This is a genomic window from Pseudomonas sp. 2835 (assembly GCF_050435905.1).
Lineage (GTDB): Bacteria > Pseudomonadota > Gammaproteobacteria > Pseudomonadales > Pseudomonadaceae > Aquipseudomonas.
In genome coordinates this window covers 35,247-57,141 of record NZ_JBNDLE010000029.1, presented here as the reverse complement: position 1 = coordinate 57,141, position 21,895 = coordinate 35,247, and the positions used below count along the sequence as shown (strand labels likewise).

At 63.5% G+C, this 21,895-nt stretch carries 22 protein-coding genes; 15 read left to right on the top strand and 7 right to left on the bottom strand.

Annotation, left to right across the window (positions count from 1 at the left end):
• From ABIE20_RS26085 to ABIE20_RS26065, 5 genes are all read left to right on the top strand, one after another.
• Positions 1 to 1,362 carry an HlyD family type I secretion periplasmic adaptor subunit gene (locus tag ABIE20_RS26085; RefSeq protein WP_176794307.1) on the top strand — a complete coding sequence of 454 codons (1,362 nt, stop codon included), beginning with the start codon at positions 1 to 3 and terminating at the stop codon, positions 1,360 to 1,362.
• A gap of 247 nt (positions 1,363 to 1,609) precedes the next feature.
• Entirely contained in the window at positions 1,610 to 2,509 is a 900-nt protein-coding gene (locus ABIE20_RS26080) for a TauD/TfdA dioxygenase family protein (RefSeq protein ID WP_429508333.1), read from the top strand.
• Positions 2,510 to 2,527: 18 nt separating this feature from the next.
• Positions 2,528 to 3,547: an ABC transporter substrate-binding protein gene (locus ABIE20_RS26075; protein ID WP_429508331.1), complete on the top strand. Its 1,020-nt coding sequence runs from the start codon at positions 2,528 to 2,530 to the stop codon at positions 3,545 to 3,547.
• Positions 3,548 to 3,551: 4 nt separating this feature from the next.
• Complete coding sequence (locus ABIE20_RS26070; RefSeq protein ID WP_429508329.1) at positions 3,552 to 4,415, top strand: ABC transporter ATP-binding protein; 864 nt, start codon at positions 3,552 to 3,554, stop codon at positions 4,413 to 4,415.
• Positions 4,416 to 4,429: 14 nt separating this feature from the next.
• Positions 4,430 to 5,296, top strand: coding sequence for an ABC transporter permease (locus ABIE20_RS26065; protein ID WP_429508328.1), 867 nt, complete (start codon positions 4,430 to 4,432; stop codon positions 5,294 to 5,296).
• A gap of 5 nt (positions 5,297 to 5,301) precedes the next feature.
• Here the strand turns inward: ABIE20_RS26065 and ABIE20_RS26060 are convergent, their stop codons facing one another.
• Entirely contained in the window at positions 5,302 to 6,312 is a 1,011-nt protein-coding gene (locus tag ABIE20_RS26060) for a helix-turn-helix transcriptional regulator (protein ID WP_429508326.1), read from the bottom strand.
• A 206-nt stretch (positions 6,313 to 6,518) separates the two neighbouring features.
• On the opposite strand from ABIE20_RS26060, the gene ABIE20_RS26055 reads away from it, so the two are divergent.
• The 6 genes from ABIE20_RS26055 (at position 6,519) to ABIE20_RS26030 (ending at position 12,449) form a co-directional block, all read left to right on the top strand.
• On the top strand, positions 6,519 to 7,337 hold the full coding sequence (locus tag ABIE20_RS26055; RefSeq protein ID WP_429508325.1) for a tetratricopeptide repeat protein: 819 nt from the start codon (positions 6,519 to 6,521) through the stop codon (positions 7,335 to 7,337).
• A gap of 94 nt (positions 7,338 to 7,431) precedes the next feature.
• Complete coding sequence (locus ABIE20_RS26050; RefSeq protein ID WP_045201724.1) at positions 7,432 to 7,884, top strand: MarR family winged helix-turn-helix transcriptional regulator; 453 nt, start codon at positions 7,432 to 7,434, stop codon at positions 7,882 to 7,884.
• The gene (locus ABIE20_RS26045; RefSeq protein WP_429508323.1) at positions 7,881 to 9,971 is read left to right on the top strand and encodes an FUSC family protein; all 2,091 of its coding nucleotides are present in this window, start codon (positions 7,881 to 7,883) and stop codon (positions 9,969 to 9,971) included. Before ABIE20_RS26050 ends, ABIE20_RS26045 begins: the two co-directional genes overlap by 4 nt.
• Positions 9,968 to 10,180, top strand: a complete 213-nt coding sequence (locus ABIE20_RS26040; RefSeq protein WP_045201729.1) for a DUF1656 domain-containing protein — start codon at positions 9,968 to 9,970, stop codon at positions 10,178 to 10,180. The genes ABIE20_RS26045 and ABIE20_RS26040 overlap by 4 nt, the downstream gene beginning before the upstream one ends.
• Complete coding sequence (locus ABIE20_RS26035) at positions 10,177 to 11,052, top strand: efflux RND transporter periplasmic adaptor subunit (RefSeq protein ID WP_429508322.1); 876 nt, start codon at positions 10,177 to 10,179, stop codon at positions 11,050 to 11,052. Before ABIE20_RS26040 ends, ABIE20_RS26035 begins: the two co-directional genes overlap by 4 nt.
• Positions 11,049 to 12,449 (top strand): efflux transporter outer membrane subunit, encoded by a 1,401-nt coding sequence (locus ABIE20_RS26030; RefSeq protein ID WP_429508320.1) that lies wholly within the window; start codon positions 11,049 to 11,051, stop codon positions 12,447 to 12,449. The genes ABIE20_RS26035 and ABIE20_RS26030 overlap by 4 nt, the downstream gene beginning before the upstream one ends.
• Before the next feature lie 81 nt (positions 12,450 to 12,530).
• On the opposite strand, the gene ABIE20_RS26025 is transcribed toward ABIE20_RS26030, so the two are convergent.
• Positions 12,531 to 13,277 (bottom strand): slipin family protein, encoded by a 747-nt coding sequence (locus ABIE20_RS26025; protein ID WP_429508318.1) that lies wholly within the window; start codon positions 13,275 to 13,277, stop codon positions 12,531 to 12,533.
• A 1-nt stretch (position 13,278) separates the two neighbouring features.
• Complete coding sequence (locus ABIE20_RS26020) at positions 13,279 to 14,664, bottom strand: NfeD family protein (protein WP_429508316.1); 1,386 nt, start codon at positions 14,662 to 14,664, stop codon at positions 13,279 to 13,281.
• Between the two features lie 102 nt (positions 14,665 to 14,766).
• Here ABIE20_RS26020 and ABIE20_RS26015 point away from each other — a divergent pair, with 102 nt between their 5' ends.
• The 3 genes from ABIE20_RS26015 to ABIE20_RS26005 all read left to right on the top strand — a co-directional run bounded on the left by ABIE20_RS26015 (position 14,767) and on the right by ABIE20_RS26005 (position 16,237).
• Entirely contained in the window at positions 14,767 to 15,225 is a 459-nt protein-coding gene (locus ABIE20_RS26015) for an aminoacyl-tRNA deacylase (RefSeq protein ID WP_045201736.1), read from the top strand.
• A 60-nt stretch (positions 15,226 to 15,285) separates the two neighbouring features.
• Positions 15,286 to 15,528 (top strand): DUF2789 domain-containing protein, encoded by a 243-nt coding sequence (locus ABIE20_RS26010; RefSeq protein ID WP_429508314.1) that lies wholly within the window; start codon positions 15,286 to 15,288, stop codon positions 15,526 to 15,528.
• Positions 15,529 to 15,598: 70 nt separating this feature from the next.
• On the top strand, positions 15,599 to 16,237 hold the full coding sequence (locus tag ABIE20_RS26005) for a hypothetical protein (protein ID WP_045201740.1): 639 nt from the start codon (positions 15,599 to 15,601) through the stop codon (positions 16,235 to 16,237).
• A gap of 12 nt (positions 16,238 to 16,249) precedes the next feature.
• Here ABIE20_RS26005 and ABIE20_RS26000 read toward each other — a convergent pair whose 3' ends face one another.
• From ABIE20_RS26000 to ABIE20_RS25985, 4 genes are all read right to left on the bottom strand, one after another.
• Entirely contained in the window at positions 16,250 to 16,690 is a 441-nt protein-coding gene (locus tag ABIE20_RS26000; RefSeq protein WP_429508312.1) for a CBS domain-containing protein, read from the bottom strand.
• 174 nt (positions 16,691 to 16,864) lie between these two features.
• Entirely contained in the window at positions 16,865 to 17,308 is a 444-nt protein-coding gene (locus ABIE20_RS25995) for a DUF805 domain-containing protein (protein ID WP_429508310.1), read from the bottom strand.
• A gap of 10 nt (positions 17,309 to 17,318) precedes the next feature.
• Positions 17,319 to 17,669: a DUF4190 domain-containing protein gene (locus ABIE20_RS25990; RefSeq protein ID WP_429508308.1), complete on the bottom strand. Its 351-nt coding sequence runs from the start codon at positions 17,667 to 17,669 to the stop codon at positions 17,319 to 17,321.
• Between the two features lie 131 nt (positions 17,670 to 17,800).
• The gene (locus ABIE20_RS25985; RefSeq protein WP_429508306.1) at positions 17,801 to 19,657 is read right to left on the bottom strand and encodes a DUF3857 domain-containing transglutaminase family protein; all 1,857 of its coding nucleotides are present in this window, start codon (positions 19,655 to 19,657) and stop codon (positions 17,801 to 17,803) included.
• Between the two features lie 180 nt (positions 19,658 to 19,837).
• Here ABIE20_RS25985 and ABIE20_RS25980 point away from each other — a divergent pair, with 180 nt between their 5' ends.
• A complete protein-coding gene (locus ABIE20_RS25980; RefSeq protein WP_429508304.1) occupies positions 19,838 to 21,811 on the top strand; it encodes a TonB-dependent receptor family protein in 1,974 nt (657 codons plus the stop codon).
• Positions 21,812 to 21,895: the final 84 nt, after the last annotated feature.

The following is a 21,895-nucleotide window of genomic DNA, read 5'->3' as shown; positions in this document are numbered from 1 at the left end:
ATGGATATGGGCCAGATCAAGGACAGCCTGCGCAGGTATTTCAAAGGTTCCGAATCGCTCAGCGGCCAGCCGCTGCCAGAGGTCAACAAGGCGCTTATCGAAGATGCGCCGCGCATCGTGCGCCTGACCATCTGGGGGGTAATCGGTTTCTTCCTGTTCCTCGGGCTCTGGGCCAACTTCGCCATTATCGACGAAGTCACCCGTGGCGAAGGCAAGGCGATCCCGTCGTCGAAGCTGCAGAAGATCCAGAACCTGGAAGGCGGCATCGTCGCGCAGATCTACGCCAAAGAAGGCGAGATCGTCGAAGTCGGCGACCCGTTGCTGCGCCTGGACGACACCCGCTTCGTTTCCAACGTCGGCGAGACCGAGGCGGATCGCCTGGCCATGGCCCTGCGCGTCGAGCGCCTGAGCGCAGAAGTTGAAGACCGGCCGCTGAAGATCGACGAAGAAATCCGCAAGGCTGCGCCAAGCCAGGCCGCCAACGAAGAATCCCTGTACCAGAGCCGTCGCCAGCAATTGCAGGACGAAATTGGCGGCCTGCAGGAGCAACTGGTGCAGCGCCAGCAAGAGCTGCGCGAGTTCAGCTCCAAGCAGGGCCAGTACCGCAACAGCCTGCAGCTGCTGCGCCAGGAGATCAGCATGTCCGAGCCGCTGGTGGCCCAGGGCGCAATCTCCCAGGTTGAAGTGCTGCGCCTCAAGCGCGCCGAAGTCGAGAACCGCGGCCAGCTGGATGCCACCTCGCTGGCGATCCCGCGGGCTGAATCGGCGATCAAGGAAGTCGAACGCAAGATCGACGAAACCCGCGGCAAGTTCCGCAGCGAAGCCCTGACCCAACTCAACGAGGCGCGCACCGACCTGAGCAAGGCCCAGGCCACCGGCAAGGCCCTGGACGACCGGGTCAACCGTACCCTGGTGACCTCGCCGGTGCGCGGTATCGTCAAGCAGCTGCTGGTCAACACTGTTGGCGGTGTCATCCAGCCGGGCAGCGACCTGGTCGAAATCGTCCCGCTGGACGACACCTTGCTGGTCGAAGCGCGCATCCGCCCGCAAGACATCGCCTTCCTGCACCCGGGGCAGGAGGCGATGGTCAAGTTCACCGCCTATGACTTCACCATCTATGGCGGCCTCAAGGCCAAGCTCGAACAGATCGGCGCCGACACCATCACCGACGAAGACAAGAACACCTTCTACGTGATCAAGCTGCGCACCGAGCGCAGCCACTTGGGTACCGACGAGAAGCCGCTGCTGATCATCCCGGGGATGGTCGCTTCGGTGGACATCATCACCGGCAAGAAGAGCGTGCTGAGCTACCTGCTCAAGCCAATCATCCGCGCCCGGGCCGAAGCGCTGCGCGAGCGTTGACAGCATCGCGGGGCAAGCCCGCTCCTACAGGGTTGTGTAGGAGCGGGCTTGCCCCGCGAAGAGGCCCGCAACCTCACCATATGCTTATGCACTAAAGATATTTAAATTCTTCCTCTTATGACTTTATAGTCACTCCCCTGCGTACCTGCCGACCAATCGGCGCGCCGCACGACCGAACCAACACGGAACACCGTGAGTTTCTGATCGATGCGCGCACCCTTGGGCGCGCTCTGCGTGGGAGTGAATCATGTCAGCGGCCTTTAACGCCTTGTCGTCCATCGACAGCGCACAGCAGCAAACCTTCGAAATCCTGCCGTTCAGCGGTGCCGTCGGCGCCGAGATCATCGGCCTGGACCTGAGCAAGCCCGTCAGCGGCGAAGATTTCACCCGGATCCACCGCGCTCATCTCGACCACCACGTGCTGGTGTTTCGCGACCAGCGCATCAGCCCCGAACAACAGATCGCCTTCAGTCGCCGTTTTGGTGAGCTGCAGATCCACGTGCTCAAGCAGTTCCTGCTCAGCGGCCACCCGCAAATCCTCATCGTCTCCAACATCGTCGAGAACGGGCAGAACATCGGCCTGGGCGATGCCGGCAAGTTCTGGCACTCGGACCTGTCGTACAAGGAGCTGCCGAGCCTGGGCTCGATGTTGCATGCCCAGGAGCTGCCCAGCGAAGGCGGCGACACCCTGTTCGCCGACATGCACAAAGCCTGGGACGGCCTGCCCGAGGCCCTGCGCAAAGCTGTTGAAGGCCGCAGCGCCGCGCATTCCTATACCGCTCGCTACAGCGAGACCAAGTTCGAAGGCAACTGGCGTCCGACCCTGACCGCCGAGCAACTGGCGCAGGTGCAGGAAGTGATTCACCCAGTGGTGCGCACCCACCCGGAAAACGGCCGCAAGGCGCTATTTGTCAGCGAAGGCTTCACCACCCGCATCGTTGGCCTGCCCGAGGACGAAAGCCGGCAGATTCTGGCCGAGCTCTACGCCCACAGCGTGCTCGAGCAGAACATCTACCGCCACCAATGGCTGCCCCATGACCTGGTGTTCTGGGACAACCGCTCGTTGATCCACCTGGCCAGCGGCTGCCCTGCGCACCTGCGCCGCAAGCTGTACCGCACCACCATCCAGGGCGATGCCCCGTTCTGATAATTCGAGGAGTACAGCATGCGCAAATCAATCAGCCGCCTGGCGGCCAGTATCGGCCTGGGTGCCAGCCTGCTCGCCGGCAGCCTGGTGGCGCCGGCAACGGCCCAGGCCGAAGGTGAAATCCGCATTGCCGAGCAGTTCGGCATCGTTTACCTGCTGCTCAACGTGGTGCGCGATCAAAACCTGATCGAAAAACACGGCAAGGCGCAGGGCGTCGACATCAAGGTCGACTGGACCCAGCTATCCGGTGGCGCTGCGATCAACGACGCCTTGCTCTCAGGCTCGGTGGACATCGCCGGAGCCGGCGTCGGCCCGCTGCTGACCATCTGGGACCGCACCCAGGGCCGGCAGAACGTCAAGGCCGTGGCCTCGCTGGGCAACTTCCCTTATTACCTGGTGAGCAGCAACCCGAAGGTCAAGACCATCGCCGATTTCAGCGAGAAAGACCGCATCGCCCTGCCGGCGGTGGGTGTCTCGGTGCAGTCGCGCTTTTTGCAGTACGCCGCCGCCAAGCAGTGGGGCGACAAGGAATACAACCGCCTCGACAAATACACCCTGGCTGTCCCTCATCCGGATGCCACCGCGGCCTTGCTGGCCGGTGGTACCGAGCTCAACGCGCACTTCTCCAACCCGCCGTTCCAGGACCAGGTGCTGGCCAACAAGGACGTGCATGTGGTGCTCAACACCTACGACCTGCTCGGCCCGAACTCGCCGACCGTGCTGTTCGCCACCGAAAAATTCCGCAACGACAACCCCAAGACCTACAAAGCCTTCGTCGATGCCCTGGCTGAAGCCGCCGAGTTTGCCCAAAACGACAAGGCCGCCGCAGCCGACACCTACATTCGCGTGACCAAGGCCAAGATCGACCGCGAGGCGTTGCTGAAGATCATCGACAACCCGCAGTACGAATTCAGCGTGACGCCAAAAAACACCTACCCGCTGGCCGAGTTCCTCTACCGCGTGGGCGCGATCAAGCACAAACCCGAATCCTGGAAAGACTACTTCTTCCAGGACGAGAAACCGCTGCAAGGGAGCTGACCGGATGAACACCCCATTGCCAGGCCACACGGTCAGCAAGCTGAGCAGCGTCGCCACGCCGCCGCTGCTGCAGGTGGATAACCTAAGCCTCGAATACCGCACCGCGCAGCGCGTGGTGCGGGCTACCCATCAGGTCAGTTTCGAAGTGGACAAAGCCGACCGCTTTGTCCTGCTCGGGCCTTCGGGCTGCGGCAAGTCGACCCTGCTCAAGGCGGTGGCCGGCTTCATCGAGCCCAGGGAAGGGCAGATCCGCCTGCAGGGCCAGGCCGTGCATGGCCCGGGCCCGGATCGCATCGTGGTGTTCCAGGAATTCGACCAGCTGCCGCCGTGGAAAACCGTCAAGCACAACGTGATGTTCCCGTTGCTCGCCTCGGGCACGCTCAAGCGCAAAGAGGCTGAGCAGCGCGCCTTGCACTACCTGGAAAAGGTCGGCCTGGGCGGCTTTGCCGATGCCTATCCGCACACCCTGTCAGGCGGCATGAAAGCCCGCGTGGCGATTGCCCGGGCGTTGGCCATGCAGCCGAAGATCCTGCTGATGGACGAACCCTTCGCCGCCCTCGACGCCTTGACCCGGCGCAAGATGCAGGAAGAGTTGCTGCTGCTCTGGGAAGAGGTGCGCTTCACCCTGTTGTTCGTTACCCATTCGATCGAAGAGGCGCTGGTGGTCGGCAACCGCATCCTCTTGCTGTCGCCGCATCCGGGCCGTGTACGCGCTGAAATCCACAGCCACCAGTACGACCTGCAAAGCCTTGGCGCCAGTGATTTCCAGGCCTCGGCGCGGCGTATCCACCGCTTGCTGTTCGACGATGATGCCCAGGTCGAGCACGACCCGGCGCTGGGTTTCGCCGACATTCGCATTGCCTACTGACCGGGAGTTTTGCCATGACCACGACTGTTACGCCGCGTCAGGAATACGAAGTCGTTCTCGAACCGCTGCTCAGCGTTCCGCTTGAGCGCCAATTGCCGCTCGGCCAACGCCTCTGGCAACAGGGCTGGCTGCGCAAGGGCCTGATCCTGATCCTCCTGGCTCTGGCCTGGGAAGCCATCGCCCGCTATCAGGGCAACGACCTGCTGCTGCCGAGCTTTTTACAAACCGCCGCGGCCCTGTACGACGGCCTGCTCAGCGGCGAGTTGCTGGCCAAGGTTGGGGTGTCGCTGGTGGTGCTGCTCAAGGGTTACCTGCTGGGCATCGTTCTGGCTTTTGGCCTGACCAGCCTGGCGGTGTCGACCCAGTTCGGCCGTGACCTGCTCAGCACCCTGACCTCGATGTTCAACCCCTTGCCGGCGATTGCCTTGCTGCCCTTGGCGCTGCTGTGGTTCGGCCTGGGCGACAACAGCCTGATCTTTGTGCTGGTGCACTCGGTGCTCTGGGCCCTGGCGCTGAATACCTACGCCGGCTTTCTTGGCGTCAGTGAAACCCTGCGCATGGCCGGGCGCAACTATGGCCTGCGCGGCTTGCGCCTGGTGGTGCATATCCTGATTCCGGCGGCGCTGCCGTCGATCCTCTCGGGGCTGAAGATCGGCTGGGCCTTTGCCTGGCGCACGCTGATTGCCGCCGAGCTGGTGTTCGGCGCCACCAGCGGCAAGGGCGGGCTGGGCTGGTACATTTTCCAGAATCGCAACGAGCTGTACACCGACAAGGTATTCGCGGGCCTTGCGGTGGTGATCCTCATCGGCCTGCTGGTCGAGAGCCTGGTGTTCAACACCCTGGAGCGCATCACCGTGCGCCGCTGGGGCATGCAGCGCTGACAGGTTCAGGCGGTTTGGTATTGCGCCGCGGCATTGTTGAGGGTTTCGGCAATCTGCTGGCGCAAGCTCAGGGGCTGTTCGACGATCAACCCGTCACCCTGGCTCAGTAGCCACCAGCGCAGCTGCCAGCTGTTGCTGACGGTGGCTTTGAGGCGGTGTCCGGCGTCCAGCGGGGTCAGGTGCATGTCGGCCGACAGCGGCGTCTCGCGCACCAGGCGCGCGAGGTTGTCGCTGATCCAGGCCTGCAGTTCGATCTTGTCGGTATCGCCGAACTGCAGGGCGTCGCTGCGCAGGTACGCTTGCAGGTCGAAGGCGCGCAGGCCTTCGGTGGGGCTGTCGAGAATGCGCAGCTTGCGAAAGCGATGCACGGCGAACTGGCGAATGTCGGTATAGGGCGCGGCGGTGGCAATCAGGTAACTGACCTGGCCGCGCTGGATCAACGCCAGCGGGTTGAGGGTCAGTTCGCTGAGCTTGTCGTTGTGCGCCGAATAGTACTGGCAGTGCAGCTGGTATTCCTCGAGCAGCGCGTGCTGCACGGTCTCGAGGATGCTGTCGGGCACTTCCGGGGCCTGCATGTTCATGTCCGGGCGCACGCTGGCGACCTTGTCCAGCCAGCGCGCCACCTTGTTCGCTCCCGACAGGTGTTCGAGCTTCTGCCGGGCATGGCTGAAGCGCGGGTCCAGCACCTTGAGCATGCTCCCCGGCAACAGCGGGCGTACCGCTTCTTCCACCAGCGCCAGGCTCAGCGCCTCACTGACACTGATACCGCGCAATTCAATGCAGGCGTTGGCCGCCCAGTGCCAGCCGTACGGGATGCTCTTGTCGTTGCGCTCCAGCGGAAAGATCAGCGACAGCTCGTTGAGGTCGCGCTCGATGCTGCGCTTGCTGATGGAGAATCCTGCGTCCTGCAGGCGGCCAACCAACTCGGCACTGGTAATGCCCGGTGAGCGGCTGGGCAACTGGCGCAGCAACTCCCATTGGCGGCTGAGGGTGGCACGTGTCGTGGCGGAGGGCAAAAGGTGGCGTCCTTGTCTAGGCTTGCGGTTGTAGCATGGCGCCAGCGCAGTGATATGGCAATTAGCCATTTATGTATCCAGATCAAGGATGAAGCAGTTGAGTGCCCTAACCGAATCGTTCGCGACAGGTTTTGTCGTGGCCGTGCGCAGAATCACGCCTCATCACTCCCGCTGTTGGATCTGTGGGTAGTTCAATGAGGACGAACATGTCAGCTGCAAGCAACATCTACCCACTGCTTGAGCGCCTTTTGCCCGAGCGGATCATCCCTGCGCCCGGCCGGCCTGGCCGCCTGCAGCGGTTGTACGCCGGGGTCGGCATGCCCAGCCAGCGGGCAGTGCTGGGCGAAAGTTTCGCCCTGATCAGCCGCCTGGACGAAGCCAGCGACCTGCAGGCGGTGTACGACGACCTGCGCGCCCAGGCCCTGGAAGGCAACGTTGGCGCGCTCAACGACCTGGGCTGGATCTGGCTCAACGGCAAGTACTGGCGCGCTGACCCGACCCTGGCCGGGCACCTTCTGCGCATGGCGGCCCTGCAGGGCAGTGCCGCAGCCTGGTTCAACCTCGGCCAGCAGCATTACTTCGGCAAAGGTGTGGAGGTCGCCTACGCCAGCGCGGCGGAGTATTACCAACAGGCGTTCGAGCGTGGCCTGGAACATGCGGCCGCCGCCCTGGGTGATCTCTACGAAGAAGAAATCTGCGACAGCGACAGCCAGGACTGGCAGGTCGACCTGCAGCAGGCCTACCGCTGGTTCCTGCGCGGCGCCCAGCGCGGTGATGCGCGCTGCCGTTTCGAGGTCGGCTATCGGCTGCTGCATGGGCTGACGGTCAACGCCGACAGCAAGGCCGCCGTGTACTGGCTGGAACTGGCCGCTGTGGCCGGGGTGATGCAAGCTGCCGAAGAGCTGGCGGTGCATTTCAGCGAGGTCAATAACGCCCTGCGTTATCTGTTCTGGCGCGAGCAGGCGATCAGCCTGGGCAGCAAGCTGGCGCTGAACATGAAGCTGGACGATCAGCTGCAACCTTGAACCTGACGTTTGTCAGCCACTATTGACGCCAGGGGCGGTGATCGAAGAATATTGATAGTTAGCAAACTATGAATATAGCCACGAACCTCCCTTCATGACCCTCGACGCACTGCAACTCAACATCAGCAGCGGTATGGTAGTGGCCGGCCGGCACTGGCGGCGCATCTGCCAGGCGACCCTGGCCGGCTACGGCATTTCTGAAGCCTGCGCGGTCCCTTTGCTGATGATCGTGCGTCTGGGCGATGGCGTGCACCAGGTCGCCGTGGCCCAGGCCGCGGGGCTCGAAAGCCCGTCGCTGGTGCGCCTGCTCGACCAGCTGTGCAATGCAGGTTTTGTCTGCCGTACGGAAGATCCGGTCGATCGCCGAGCCAAGGCCCTGAGCCTGACCGCCAGCGGTCGGGTATTGGCCGAAGCCATCGAAGGCGAACTGGTGCGCCTGCGCCGCGAAGTGCTGCAGGGCATCGACGAAGCCGACCTGCTGGCCACCCTGCGCGTGCTGCGTGCCTTCGAAGACGCTGCCCAGCGCACCCCGGGCGTGCCGACGTGAACGGTTTTTTCAGCTCGATGCCGCCGGCCCGCGACTGGTTCTACGGGGTGCGCACCTTCGCCGCGTCGATGATCGCCCTGTACATCGCCCTGCTCATGCAACTGCCACGGCCTTACTGGGCCATGGCTACGGTGTATATCGTCTCCAGCCCGTTCGTCGGCCCCACCAGTTCCAAGGCCCTGTATCGCGCCATGGGCACCTTGCTCGGCGCTGCCGGGGCGGTGTTTTTGGTGCCGCTGCTGGTGCAGACGCCGGTGCTTTTGACCGTGGCCGTGGCCTTGTGGACCGGTACCTTGCTGTTCCTCTCGCTGCACCTGCGCACCGCCAACAGCTATGCGTTGATGCTGGCCGGCTACACCCTGCCGATGATTGCCCTGCCGGTGGTTGACGACCCGCTGGCGGTGTTCGATATCGCCTCTTCGCGGGCCCAGGAAATCTGCCTGGGTATCGTCTGTGCGGCGGTGGTCGGGGCGATTTTCTGGCCGCGGCGCCTGACCCCGGTGCTGGTTGGCGCCACCGGCAACTGGTTCAACGAGGCGATCCGCTACAGCGATACCTTTCTGGCCCGCGAGGCGACTGCCGATAAAGTCGGCGGCTTGCGCGCCTCGATGGTCACCACCTTCAACTCGCTGGAGTTGATGATCGGCCAGCTGTCCCATGAAGGCGCCCGCCCGCAAACGGTGAAGAACGCCCGCGAGCTGCGTGGGCGGATGATCCACCTGCTACCGGTGATCGATGCCCTCGACGACGCCTTGCTGGCGCTCGAAGGCCGCGCCCCGGCCCAGACCGAACAGCTGCAGCCATTGCTCAGCGAAGCCCGCGCCTGGTTGCAGGGCACCGCGCAGGACCCATCGCCGGCGCGCTGGTCGGCGTTGCGTGCACACATCGAACAGATGCAGCCGAGCGCCGCTGCCCTTGATGAACGCGCTTCGCTGTTGCTGTCCAATGCGCTCTATCGTCTGGCCGAGTGGGTCGACCTGTGGCAGGACTGCTGCAGCTTGCAGCACGCCATCCGCAACGAAGACCTGTCGCCCTGGCGCGCGGTGTATCGGCACTGGCGCCTGGGCCGGCTGACGCCGTTCTTCGATCGTGGGCTGATGCTCTACTCGGTGTTCTCCACCGTCAGCGCAATCATCGTCGCCACCACCTTGTGGATTTTGCTCGGCTGGGGCGACGGCGGCAGCGCGGTGATTCTCGCCGCCGTGGCCTGCAGCTTCTTTGCCGCTATGGACGACCCGGCGCCGCAGATCTACCGGTTCTTCTTCTGGACTTCGCTGTCGGTGCTGTTTGCCAGCCTTTACCTGTTTCTGGTGCTGCCCAACCTGCATGACTTTCCGATGCTGGTGCTGGCCTTCGCCATACCGTGCATCTGCGTCGGCACCCTGACCGTGCAGCCGCGCTTCTACCTGGGTACCTTGCTGACCATCGTCAACACCGCCTCGTTCATCAGCATCCAGGGCGCCTACGACGCCAACTTCCTGACCTTCATCAACGCCAACCTGGCCGGGCCGGTGGGCTTGCTGTTCGCCTTTGTCTGGACCCTGGTGGTGCGCCCGTTCGGCGTCGAGCTTGCGGCCAAGCGCCTGACCCGCTTTAGCTGGCACGACATTGTCGGCATGACCCAGCCGGCGACCCTGGCCGAGCACCGGCACCTGGGCGTGCAGATGCTCGACCGTTTGATGCAGCAGCTGCCGCGCCTGACCCAGACCGGCCAGGACACCGGCACCGCCCTGCGTGACCTGCGCGTGGGCCTGAACCTGCTCGACCTGCTGGCCTACATGCCACGGGTCGGCGCACAGCCGCGCCAGTTACTGGAGCGGGTGGTGGAAGAGGTCGGTGAACACTTTCAGGCCTGCCTGGACGCGCGCCGTCGCCTGCACGCCCCCGAAGTGCTGTTGCAGAGCATGGAGCGCGCCCGCCGCGCCCTCAACCTCAATGACCTGGCCGACAGCGCCGAGGCCCGCGTGCACCTGCTGCACGCCTTGAGTGGCCTGCGCCTGGCGCTGTTGCCGGGGGTCGAGGTGGTGCTTGAGCCATCCGACGATCAGCAACCACTGCCCTATGGCATCGATGGAGCGCCGCTGTGATCGGAGATCTGGATATCAGCGGGGTGTTCCTGCCCACGCTGCTGGTGATGATGGTCGTCACCTATTTGCTGTTTCTCGGTGTACACGCGCTGCTCAACCGCGTGCATTTCTACCGCCTGGTCTGGCACCGGGCGTTGTTCAACGTTGCGCTTTACGCCGTGCTGCTCGGCACGGTCGATCACTTTTGCCGAAACCTGATGCTGCCATGAAAAAACCCTTGTTGACCCTGGGCCGCGTGGTCCTGACCCTGTTGGTAGTGACGCTGGCGACCGTGTTGGTCTGGCAGATGGTCATGTACTACATGTTCGCTCCCTGGACCCGGGACGGGCACATCCGCGCCGACGTCATCCAGATCGCCCCGGATGTTTCCGGTTTGATCCAGCAGGTCGCAGTGCGCGACAACCAGGTGGTCAAGCGCGGCGACGTGCTGTTCACCATCGACCAGGACCGCTTCCACCTGGCCCTGCGCCAGGCCCAGGCGACCCTGGCCGAGCGCAAGGAAACCCTGGCCCAGGCCCAGCGCGAAGCCCGGCGTAACCGTGGCCTGGGTAACCTGGTGGCCGCCGAGCAGCTGGAAGAGAGTCAGTCGCGCCAGGCCCGCGCCGAGTCGGCCCTGGCCGAAGCCCAGGTGGCGGTGGATGCCGCGCAGCTGAACCTCGACCGTTCGGTAGTGCGCAGCCCGGTCGATGGCTACCTCAATGACCGCGCGCCGCGTGCCCACGAGTTCGTCAGCGCCGGGCGGCCGGTGCTGTCGGTGGTCGACAGCGACTCCTACCACGTCGATGGCTACTTCGAAGAAACCAAGCTGGCCGGCATTCACATCGGCCAGGCGGTGGATATCCGCGTACTCGGCGACAACACCCGCCTGAGCGGGCGAGTGCAGAGCATTGCCGCCGGCATTGAGGACCGCGACCGCAGCAGCGGCGCCAACCTGTTGCCCAACGTCAACCCGGCGTTCAGCTGGGTGCGCCTGGCCCAGCGGATCCCGGTGCGGATTGCCTTCGACGAAGTGCCGGCGGACTTTCGCATGATCGCCGGTCGCACGGCGACGGTGTCGATCCTTGAGGACAAGGGCCAATGAAACGGCTGTCACTGCTCGGCCTGAGCCTGCTGCTGTCGGCCTGCCAGATGGTCGGGCCGGACTACAAAGTGCCTCAGGACGCCGCGATCCAGCGCGCCGACCTGCAAGGCGAACTGCGCCAGGACGCCAGCAGCGTGGTCTCGGCGCCGGTGCCGAAAGACTGGTGGCACCTGTACCAGGACGAACGCCTCAACGAGCTGGTGCGCCAGGCCCTGGCCGCCAACACTGAACTGCGCGTGGCGGCGGCTAACATCGCCAAGGCCCGTGCCCAGGTCGAGGAAGCCGAAGCCCAGGGTGGCCTGAACGGCGGGGTGAAATTGGGTGCCCAGCGTTTGCAGGAGTCTGGCGAAGCCTTTTTGCAACCGGAGAAAGTGCCGGTGGCCAACATCGGCGAGGCGATCATCAGCGCGTCTTACCAGTTCGACCTGTGGGGCACCCTCAAGCGTGGCGTCGAGGCCGCCCAGGCCAATGCCGACGCGACCCAGGCCGCCGCCGATACCGCACGCATCACCCTGGTGGCCGACGTGGTACGTGCCTATACCCAGGTGTGTGCGGCCAATGAGGAATACCATATCGCCCACGAGTCCCTGGATCTGCAACAGCAGAGCGTGACCCTGACCCAGCGCCTGCGCGATGCCGGCCGTGGTGACGAAACCCAGGTGACCCGCTCGCAAACCCAGTTCAAATCCCTGCGCGCCGAGCTGCCGCGTTACCAGGCTGCGCGTGAAGCGGGCCTGTACACCTTGTCGATGCTGCTGGCCAAGCCGCTCAACCAGTTGCCGGCCGGAACCGGCGATTGCGCCGAGCTGCCGCATATCGCCCAGGTGCTGCCAGTGGGCGATGGCGCCGCGCTACTCAAGCGCCGTCCGGATATCCGCCAGGCCGAACGCAGCCTGGCTGCGGCCACGGCGACTATCGGCGTAGCCACCGGGCAGTTGTATCCGGACATCAGCATCGGTGCCCAGGTGGGCACCATCGGTATTTTGGACAACCTTGGCAAACCTGCCACCAACCGCTGGGGCTTCGGCCCGCTGCTGACCTGGAATGTACCGACCAACGGTTCGCGGGCGCGCATCCGTGAAGCCGAAGCTTCGACCCAGGCGGCGCTGGCGCATTTTGACGGGGTGGTGCTCAACGCCATTCGCGAAACCCAGACCAGCCTTGCGCAGTACAGCGCTTTGCTGGAGCGCCGCGATGCCTTGGCCGATGCCGAGCGCTCGGCGCAACTGGCGGCGGACCAGACCCATAGGTTTTATCAGGCCGGACGTGAGTCGTTCCTTGCAGACTTGCAGGCGACCCGCACCTACACCGACATGCGCGCGCAACTGGCGGCGGCCAATACCCAGGTGGCGATGGGGCAGATCGGCTTGTTCCTGGCATTGGGTGGTGGTTGGTAAAAGCGGCAAGGCTGCGCCTTGCATCGCTGGCAAGGCCAGCTCCCACCGGTGCTGTGTAAACAGAGCACTTGTGGGCGCGCCTTACTTATCCACAAGCCCCTTGAGCATCTCGATCGGCAACGGAAACACGATGGTCGACGACTTGTCGCCGGCAATGCTGCCCAGGGTCTGCATGTAGCGCAGCTGCATCGCCCCCGACTGGCGGCCGAGCATTTCTGCCGCCTGCATCAGTTTCTCCGACGCCTGCAACTCACCTTCGGCATGGATCACCTTGGCCCGCCGCTCACGTTCAGCTTCGGCCTGACGGGCAATGGCGCGGATCATCGACTCGTTGAGGTCGACATGCTTGATCTCAACGTTGGCCACCTTGATGCCCCAGGCATCGGTTTGCGCGTCCAGTACCTGGCGAATATCCAGGTTCAGCCGCTCGCGTTCGGCCAGCAGTTCGTCCAGCTCATGCTTGCCCAGCACTGCGCGCAAGGTGGTCTGCGCCAGTTGGCTGGTGGCCATGAGAAAATCCTCAACCTGGATGATCGCCTTTTGCGGGTCAAGCACGCGAAAGTACAGCACCGCGTTGACCTTGACCGAGACGTTGTCGCGGGTGATGACATCCTGCGGCGGGACATCGAGGACGATGGTGCGCAGGTCGACCCGGACCATCTGCTGGATCCCCGGGATCAACAGCACCAGCCCCGGCCCCTTGACCCGCCAGAAGCGCCCGAGCTGGAACACCACGCCGCGCTCGTATTCACGCAGGATGCGAAAGGCCGACAGCAACAATACCGCCAGTAGCGCCAGCACGGCGCCAAAGCCCAGTTCGAAAAACATCTCAGTCTCCTTGCGCCGGTGGTTGTGCCTCGGCGCTGACGTCCAGTAGTACGCCCTTGCGTGTAATCACCCGGACGCGTTGTCCCACCTGCAGTGGCGTCTGGCACTGGGCCTGCCACTGTTCACCCTGCGCCTGCACCGAACCGATAAACGGGTCGCTGTCATTGACCGCCATCACCGTCGCCAGGCTACCCACCAGACCGGCATCGCCGCTGACCAGCGCGCGCTTGCGCGCCTTCATGGCCATGCCCAGCACGCCGCCGAGCAGCAGCGCCGAGAGCAGGGCTAGGGTCAGGATCAACGCCAGGGGGATGCCGAAGCCGGGCACGTCGGTGTCCATCAAGATCACCGCGCCGACCACGAAGGCAACGATGCCGCCAAAGCCGACCACACCGAAACTGGGCAGGAACGCCTCGGCAATCATGAAGGCGATGCCGAGCAGGATCAGCGCCGCCCCGGCATAGCTCACCGGCAACAACTGCAGGGCGTACAGGGCCACCAGCAGGCAGATGCCGCCGATCACCCCACCCACCCCGGAGCCCGGGCTCATGAACTCGAACATCAGCCCGTAAATGCCGATCATGATCAGGATCAGCGCCACGCTGGGGTTGGTGATTACCGCCAGCAGGCGTGTGCGCCAGTCCGGCTCGCGCTCGATGATGGCCACGTTGGCGGTGTGCAACTGCACGGGTTGGCCGGCGGCTTCGAGGCTTTTGCCATCGAGCTGGCGCAGCAGGTCGGGCAGGTCGTTGGCGATGCGGTCGACGACTTTCAGGCGCAAGGCTTCATTGGCCGGCAGGCTGACCGATTCGCGTACCGCCTGTTCCGCCCAATCGGCATTGCGCCCGCGCAGCTGAGCCAGGCCGCGAATGTAGGCGGCGGCGTCGTTGATCTGCTTGCGGCTCAGGGTCTCCTGTTCGCTGCCCGCCGCTTGCTTGTCGCCGGTGGGCGCAGCGGGCGGTGCGCCCGGGTCTTTGGGCGTGCCGGGCATCCCGCCGATCTGCACCGGTGTGGCGGCGCCGAGGTTGGTGCCGGGGGCCATGGCCGCTACATGACTGGCATAGAGGATATAGGTACCAGCGCTGGCCGCCCGGGCGCCACCGGGGGCGACGAAGGTGGCGACCGGCACGGGGCTGGCGAGGATCGCCTTGATGATCGCGCGCATCGAGCTGTCGAGCCCACCCGGGGTGTCTAGGCGAATGACCACCAACTGCGCCTGTTGCGCCTTGGCCTGCTCCAGGCCGCGTACCAGATAGTCGGCACTGGCCGGGCCGATGGCGTCGTCGATACTCAGTACCAGCACCGGATTGCCGGGCGCAGCCACGCCGCTCGTCAGGGCGCCGAGCATCAATAAAACCAGCAGGTGCCGACACCAGCGAGCGATCACCTGAATTCACCCGGGCTGTGCGTGTCCAATAAGTTTAGTCGGCTGCTTGCGGCAGCACGGCCTAAACTTCAGAAGTGGGGGCGCTGTATCCGGAGGTGCATCATGCGTATGGCAAAAACCCTGCAGCAGTGCCTGGACAAGGCCGGCTGCGATTACGACATCATTTCTCACCCGCACTCATCCACCAGCCTTGAGTCGGCCCGTACCGCTGGTGTGCCCGCCGAGCGGGTGGCCAAATCGGTCATGCTCGACGACCGCCACGGCAACTATTTGATGGCCGTGCTACCGGCCAACCGTCACCTGGACATGAGCAAGGTGCGCGCCACCGGCGCCTGGCAAATGACCCATGAAAGCGGGCTGCCACATCTGTTCGGCGACTGCGAGCGTGGCGCCATTCCGGCGCTGGGTGATGCGTACTCGATCAAGATGCTGCTCGACCCGACCCTGACCCGTCAGGGCGATATCTATGTCGAGGCTGGTGATCACGATCACCTGATCCACATGAACATGACGCAATACCTGAAACTGGTGCCGAACGCCGAAGTGCGCGAGGTTTGCTGATGATCAAGCCACTGCCAGGCTGGCGTCGTGGATGCCCGGCCTGGACCTAAGGAGTCACGCATGGAATCAAATATTCATCCGTTTTCGGAGCTCTTCAAACAGCTGGGCCTGCCTGATGATCCCCAGGGCATTGACCAGTTCATCACCAGCCACTCGCCACTCAAGGGCGAAATCAAGCTGGTGGATGCACCGTTCTGGAACGACAGCCAGCGGGCATTTCTCAAGGAAAGCATCATCGAAGACTCCGACTGGGCCGTGCCGTTCGACCAGCTGAACGAGGCGCTGCGGCGTCCGAAAAAATAAACGCCGAGCGGCACATCGACCGGCGAATGGCGTTGCTATGCTCAGGAAAAACAACAAGGGGACAGCGCCAATGAAAGATCCCTATGCCGCCGGTTTCTGGTGTGCCGTGACCGCCCTGGGGCTGCTGACCGTCGGTTATTTCTATGGAATCAAACAGACCCACCAGTTGGGTCAGGCCCTGGTATTTCTTTACGCCGCCGGGGGTGTGATCGGGGCGCTGGCCCTGACCGCGCTGGCGTGGATTGCCTGGCAGCAATTGCGGGTAAGCAAGCGCCAGCTGGCCCAGGGCCGGACGCTGGTGGCGATCTGGAACACCAAGGTTGCCTTGCGTCGGGTCGAGACCGTGTTCGACCGGTACTTCTGGGGCAGCTACTGGCAGCCCGGGCGCACTTTCCAGGAGGTGATGGGCGAGCTTGAAGGCACGCCGCTGGAGCAGAGCCTGGAAGCGTTGAAACGCCAATGCCGCGAGCTCGACCGCGAAACCCACGACCACCGCCGTCACTGGCTGGACAACGCCCGCGAACTGTCGACCGTGGCCACCGCCATGGCCCGCGAACGTTATCAACTGGACTTGTGCGACTCGCAGCAAAGCAGCGGGCGCGGCGCCGCCGTGCTCAACCGCGACCTGGAGGTTCTGGTGTACACCTGGTCGGCGCGCTTGCGCAGCTTCGACCACCAGCTCGACGAGCTGGAGGGCGAATACCGCTGAGCACGCGGCGAATCAGTCGCCGCGAATGTACTGTTCCAGTTGCTGGATCATATTGGCCTGTTCGGCGATGGCTTCCTTGACCAGGTCGCCGATCGACAGCAGGCCGAGCAGCTCGCCGTGTTCGACCACCGGCAGGTGGCGCAGGTGACTGTTGGTCATCATGTTCATGCAGTATTCGACGTTCTGGTGCGGGTCGACGGTAATCACCGGCGCACTCATGATCGCACTGACCGGCGTGCCCACCGAACTGCGGCCCTTGAGCACCATCTTGCGCGCATAGTCACGCTCACTGACGATCCCCACCACTCGCCCGTCCTGCACCACCGGCAGGGCACCGACGTTCTTCTCGGCCATCAACTTCAGCGCATCGAGCACCATGTGGTCGGGGCCGATGGTGTGAACCTGGTGGTGCTGCTGGGCTTTTGTTTTTAGAAGCTGTGCCACGGTTTTCATAGAGGCCTCTGCAATGCTGGGAGTGGGTGACGGCAGATAGCTAAAGAATCGTGTACAGATCGCTGCAGGGCAAGGGCGAAAGCGGCATCGATGTGATTGAAAAACGTCATGGGCGCAAAAATGCGAAAGCGGCCAATGATGGCCGCTTTGCTTTGACTTTCGATCAAACCGTGATCAAGCGTTTTTCGGGTTTGGGCCGAAACGGTTCGGGCCACGCTGGCTGTCCTGGCACAGGAAGATCAGGTTGACGATCGGCAACAGCAGCCACCAGCCGCTACGGTCGGTGTCGTGCATGCGCCGAACGGCTACGGCGATGCCCGGGACCAGCAATACCACGCTGTACAGGTAAGCGAAGAGCGTGCCGGTACGGAGCTCGCGGTCGAGATAGGGCACCAGCATGTACACCAGGAAGGTGACCAGGATGAACAGCCAGTATTCCTGGCGGCGTGACCGGCCGGAGAACAGGGCGTATTTCTTCAGTAGTTCAACGTACCAGATGCCGGCTGGCGCAGGTGCGGCAGTGAAGGTTGCAGCGGGTTGCGCTGCACCGCAGGCCGGGCAAGCCACGGCGCTGTTGTGGATTTCCTTGGCGCAGCCACGGCAAAAAACCATACTCATGTGTTGTCCCTTACATGACTAGCCAGATTAACAAAATGATCAAAATGCATGACAACACCGTGCCGGTAATTGCCATGTAGGTTCGCGGTTCTTTTTTGACAAGGCTGAGCGAGCCCAGGACCAGCCCGGTCAATGCAAACAAGCCCATTCCCCACAGGGTGTTACGATCCCAACTGGCTGGCTCGAACAGCGTAAATACACAGGCGATGCAGAGGATCAGCGAGCTGGCTGCCATCCAGGACAAGGGCTGGCTGGCAGGTTGCGTGGTGGCAGAGGGAGTTTGAGAGGCGCCGCACTGTGTGCAGTTGGGTGCTGTTTCATGGATTTCCATGGCACAACCGCGGCAAAAAACCATTGCCATGACAATTCCTTTTGATCGTTTCCGCTTGCGTGGCGCAGCGGAGGGCGGGGGAGGTTACCAAAGTCTTCGACGTTGGCGTAACAATGACAGCGCCCGCTGACCTCCCGAGGGATTTGGCAGGGCGCAGTACCTCAGCTTTTCTGCACGATCACCTGGCTATTCAGGTCATTGAGCATGGCGTCCAGGGTTGGCTTCATCTTTTCGAAGTCTTTCACGCTGCATACCGCTTTGGGATTGTGGAAATCCAGGCGGCGCTTGATCACCAGGCTGTTGCCCTGCAGGGCATAGTTGGCGCTGTAGTCAAAGTGCTTGTCCTTGAGGCTCACAGGCTTTGGCGCGGCGATGATCTTGACGTCGGCCGGGAACTCAAAGCGCGCTTGTTCTTCGGTGATACCGGAGATGCAGGTGAAGTCCTGGGTGCGCTGCTTTTCAGCGATAAAGCCGAAGATGTTCTGGGCGATGCCGCCAGCCAGGCTGGTCAGGGTCGGCACGCCGATCGGGCCGGGCAGGTTGACCAGGTTTTCGCTGCGGCCGTTGATGTGCATCTCGAAGGCACCGCTGGTTTCCAGGTCGTCGCTGCTGATCTTGCCGCTGCCGCGCTGGCCGTAGGCGGCGAGGATGCGCTGGGTCAGCAGGTCGCGCTCGGCCGGTTGCATGTTGCGCATCATCCAGCGGTTCATCTCGGCGGCCCAGCCGTCGATCTTCGAGGCGTGAATGAAGTCGGCGGCGCCGCTGCTGGCCACGGTGTAGGTGGTGCTGTTGTGCACCAGGCCTGTTTGGGTGGCCGGAGTGTGGCCGAGCTTGCCGGAGCGGCTCAGCACGGTGGGTTTGTCCAGCACCGGCGCGGGCAGGTAGCCGCTGGCAATGGCTTCGGCGGTGGAGTCCAGGTACAGGTCCAGGCTCGGGATGTAGGTGATCACGTGGTTGATCACGCCCAGGGTCGGCACCTTGGGCAGGGCGTAGGCATTGCCGAGGTTGATCAGCGCCGGGGTGCTGTCGATATTGACCGCGGCCAGCAGGGCTTCGAGCAGGGCCACGTGGTCCTTGCAGTCGCCATAGCGGTTGCTCAGCACGGTATCGGCCGCATGCGGCACCACGCCGCCGGCACCGATATACACCGCCACGTAACGAATGTTGCGGCGTACCCAGTCACCCAGGGCCAGGGCCTTGTCGCGCGGGTCGTCGATCTTGGCCGTGAGCTTTTCGGCCAGTTCGCGAATGGCGGGCGTCACTTCGCTGTTGGCGCGCGCCGCGTAGGCTTTGGCGAACTCGCTGTAGTCAGCGAAGGTGGACACGGCCAGGTACTTGCCGTAGTCCGAGTAGGCTACCGCGCCCAGTTCTGTACGGGCGTTGTCGCCCTGCACGTAATCCCACTGGTAGACCTTGCGACCAGGCCCTGCTTTCGGGCTGGACGCCTTGAAGCCCTTGGCCTGCGCATTGAGCTTGAGGTTCTTCGGCAGGTCGTAGATCAGGGTGAACTGCTGGGTCGGGTGGAACTGCGGCATCGCCAGGTCTTCGAACTGGCCAGGGAACAGCGGGGTCTTGCGCTGTTTCTTGAAGCTCAGCACCAGGCGATCGCCTACGGCAACCTCCGGGAAGATCACCACCTTGACCAGGCTGTCGTGGAACATCGGCGCCTGGGACGACTGCTGCTCCTGTTGCTCCTTGATCTGCTCGGGGCTGACCTGCACTTTGCGGCCATCGGGCTTCTGGGTGTAGGCCTGGGTCACCTCGAGGGTTTCCAGGGTGCGGTTGTAATACAACGACTGCTGGGCCTTGGCCTGGATTGCGCGTTCTTCGTTGATCAGCAGGACCAGGTCCTGGGTGGCGGCGTAGCTGCCGTCTTCGGCCACCACGGTGCGTAGAATGTCCTTTTCGATGGTGACGGAGGGGTCGGTACCGTCGTCCTTGGCCTGTGCGAAGTTCAAGGCGAACAGGCAGCACAGCATCCCGACCCACCGGGCCGGGGTCAAAGCGAACCGCTTCATAAAGATCCTTCTTGCTGGTGTATTCCAGAGGGCTGACTCGTTAAATGCGAATCAGTTAATGGCATTTTGCCTTATAAGTAGCCTTTCCTGCTGCGGGAATTTATTTAGCGCAGATTTCTTCCTGCGTTTACCTCTCTATTGATTCAAGGATTCAGCATGTTTACCAGGCGGCACTCCGTCATGACCCTCCTGTTGCTCGGCGCCGGTAGCGCCTGTGCCGACAGCGTCGAACTGGCGCCGCTGGAAGTGACCTCGACCCGGGTCAATTCCGCCTGGTTGCAGACCCCGGCTTCGGTAAGCGCCGTGGACATCGCCGAGAAGCCCGGCGAGCAACTGCTGACCCTCGACGGCCTGCTTTCGGCCGTGCCTGGCACCGTGTCGCAGAGCCGCTACAACATGGCCCAGGGCATGCGCCTGTCGATTCGTGGCTTTGGTGCGCGTTCGAGCTTCGGCATGCGCGGCATTCGCGTGATGGTCGACGGCGTACCGCTGACCATGCCCGATGGCCAGACCGAAATGGACGGCGTTGACCTGGGCCTGGTGGAGCGCATCGAAGTGATCCGCGGCTCGGCCTCGACGCTTTATGGCAACGGTGCGGGCGGCGTGCTGGCGATCCAGACCCGCGAACCGTCGCTGACGCCGCAGTCGTCCATCGACGTCAGCGGCGGCGAATATGGCTACCAGCGCCTGCGTGCGGAAACCAGCGGCACCTCCGGCAACCTTGGCGGCCTGCTGGCGCTCAACGTCACCAACCTCGACGGCTATCGCCAGCACTCCAGCTCCGAGGCGCGCAACCTCACCGGCAAGCTGCGCTGGCAGGGCGATGCCGGGCAACTGGGGGTAACGTTCCAGGCGCTCGACAACCGCTCCGAAGACCCTGGCGCCCTGACCCTCGCCGAAGTGCACGCCAAACGTGACCAGGCCCGCGCCCAGAGCCTGTTGTACAACTCCGACGAAGACATCACCCAGCAGCGTCTGGCGCTGAACTGGACCGGCGATCTTGGCGAGGCCGACAGTTATCAAGTGCGCAGCTGGCTGGGACGCCGCGAGTTTGGCAATCGCCTGCCTTACGCCAATGGCGGGCAGACCTCCTACACCCGGCTGTTCGCCGGGGTAGGCGGGCAGTACACCCACAAGGCCAACTGGTTCGACCTTGATCAACAAATCACCGCCGGTGTCGATCTTGAACAGCAACGCGATGAGCGTGAACGCCACAACAACCAGATCGGTGGTGGCACCGGCGCGCTGACCCTGCGTCAGCAAGAGAAGGCCGGCAGCGTTGGCCTGTACCTGCAAGACAGCATCGACCTCAGCGAGCGCTGGCAACTGACCCTGGGCGGGCGCTACGACAGCATGCGCCTGGCGGTGGACGACCGCTTCGAGCGTGACGGCGACGACTCCGGCTCGCGCACGCTGGACGACTGGAACTACAGCGCCGGCCTCAGCTATCGCCTGAGCGAGCATTACCTGGTCTACGCCCGCGTCGCCACCTCGTTCGAAACGCCAACGGTCAATGAACTGGCCAACCCGGCGGGTGGCGGCTTCAACCCGGGCTTGCAACCGGCGAAAGCGCTCAATCGTGAGCTGGGGATCAAAGGCGAATGGAGCGACGTGCGCGCCGAGGCGGTGCTTTACAGCATCGCGCTTGAGGATGAACTGGTGCCCTATGTCGACGGCGGCCAGACTTTCTACCGAAACGCCGGCAAGTCGCGCCGCGATGGCGTCGAGCTGAGCGCCGACTACCAGGTGCTTGAGCACTGGCGGTTGTCCATGGCCTACAGCTTCAACAACTACCGCTACACCGACTTCAACGGCTTCGACGACAATCGCCTACCGGGCATTCCGCGTCAGACGTTGTTTAGCGAAGTGGCCTACGAGCGTGATGGCTTTTATGTGCGCGTGAACATGAATGCCTACGGCCCGCAGTACGCCGACAACGCCAACAGCGCGCGGGTAGCTGGGGTGGCGCTGCTTAACCTGCGCCTCGGCAAGCAGTTTGATCTTGGCGGCCAGACTTTTGAGCCGTACCTGGGTGTGGATAACCTCAGTGACCGCCAGTACTACGACAACCTGCGCATCAATGATGGCGCCGGGCGTTACTACGAACCGGGCCCGGGGCGCACGCTGTACGCAGGCGCGCGCCTGAGTTTCTGACCCTGCCGGGGCTGACTTGCACAACCCCACTGTGGGAGTTGGCTTTGCCGACGATGGGCTGCGCAGCAGCCCCAAAAATAGCCA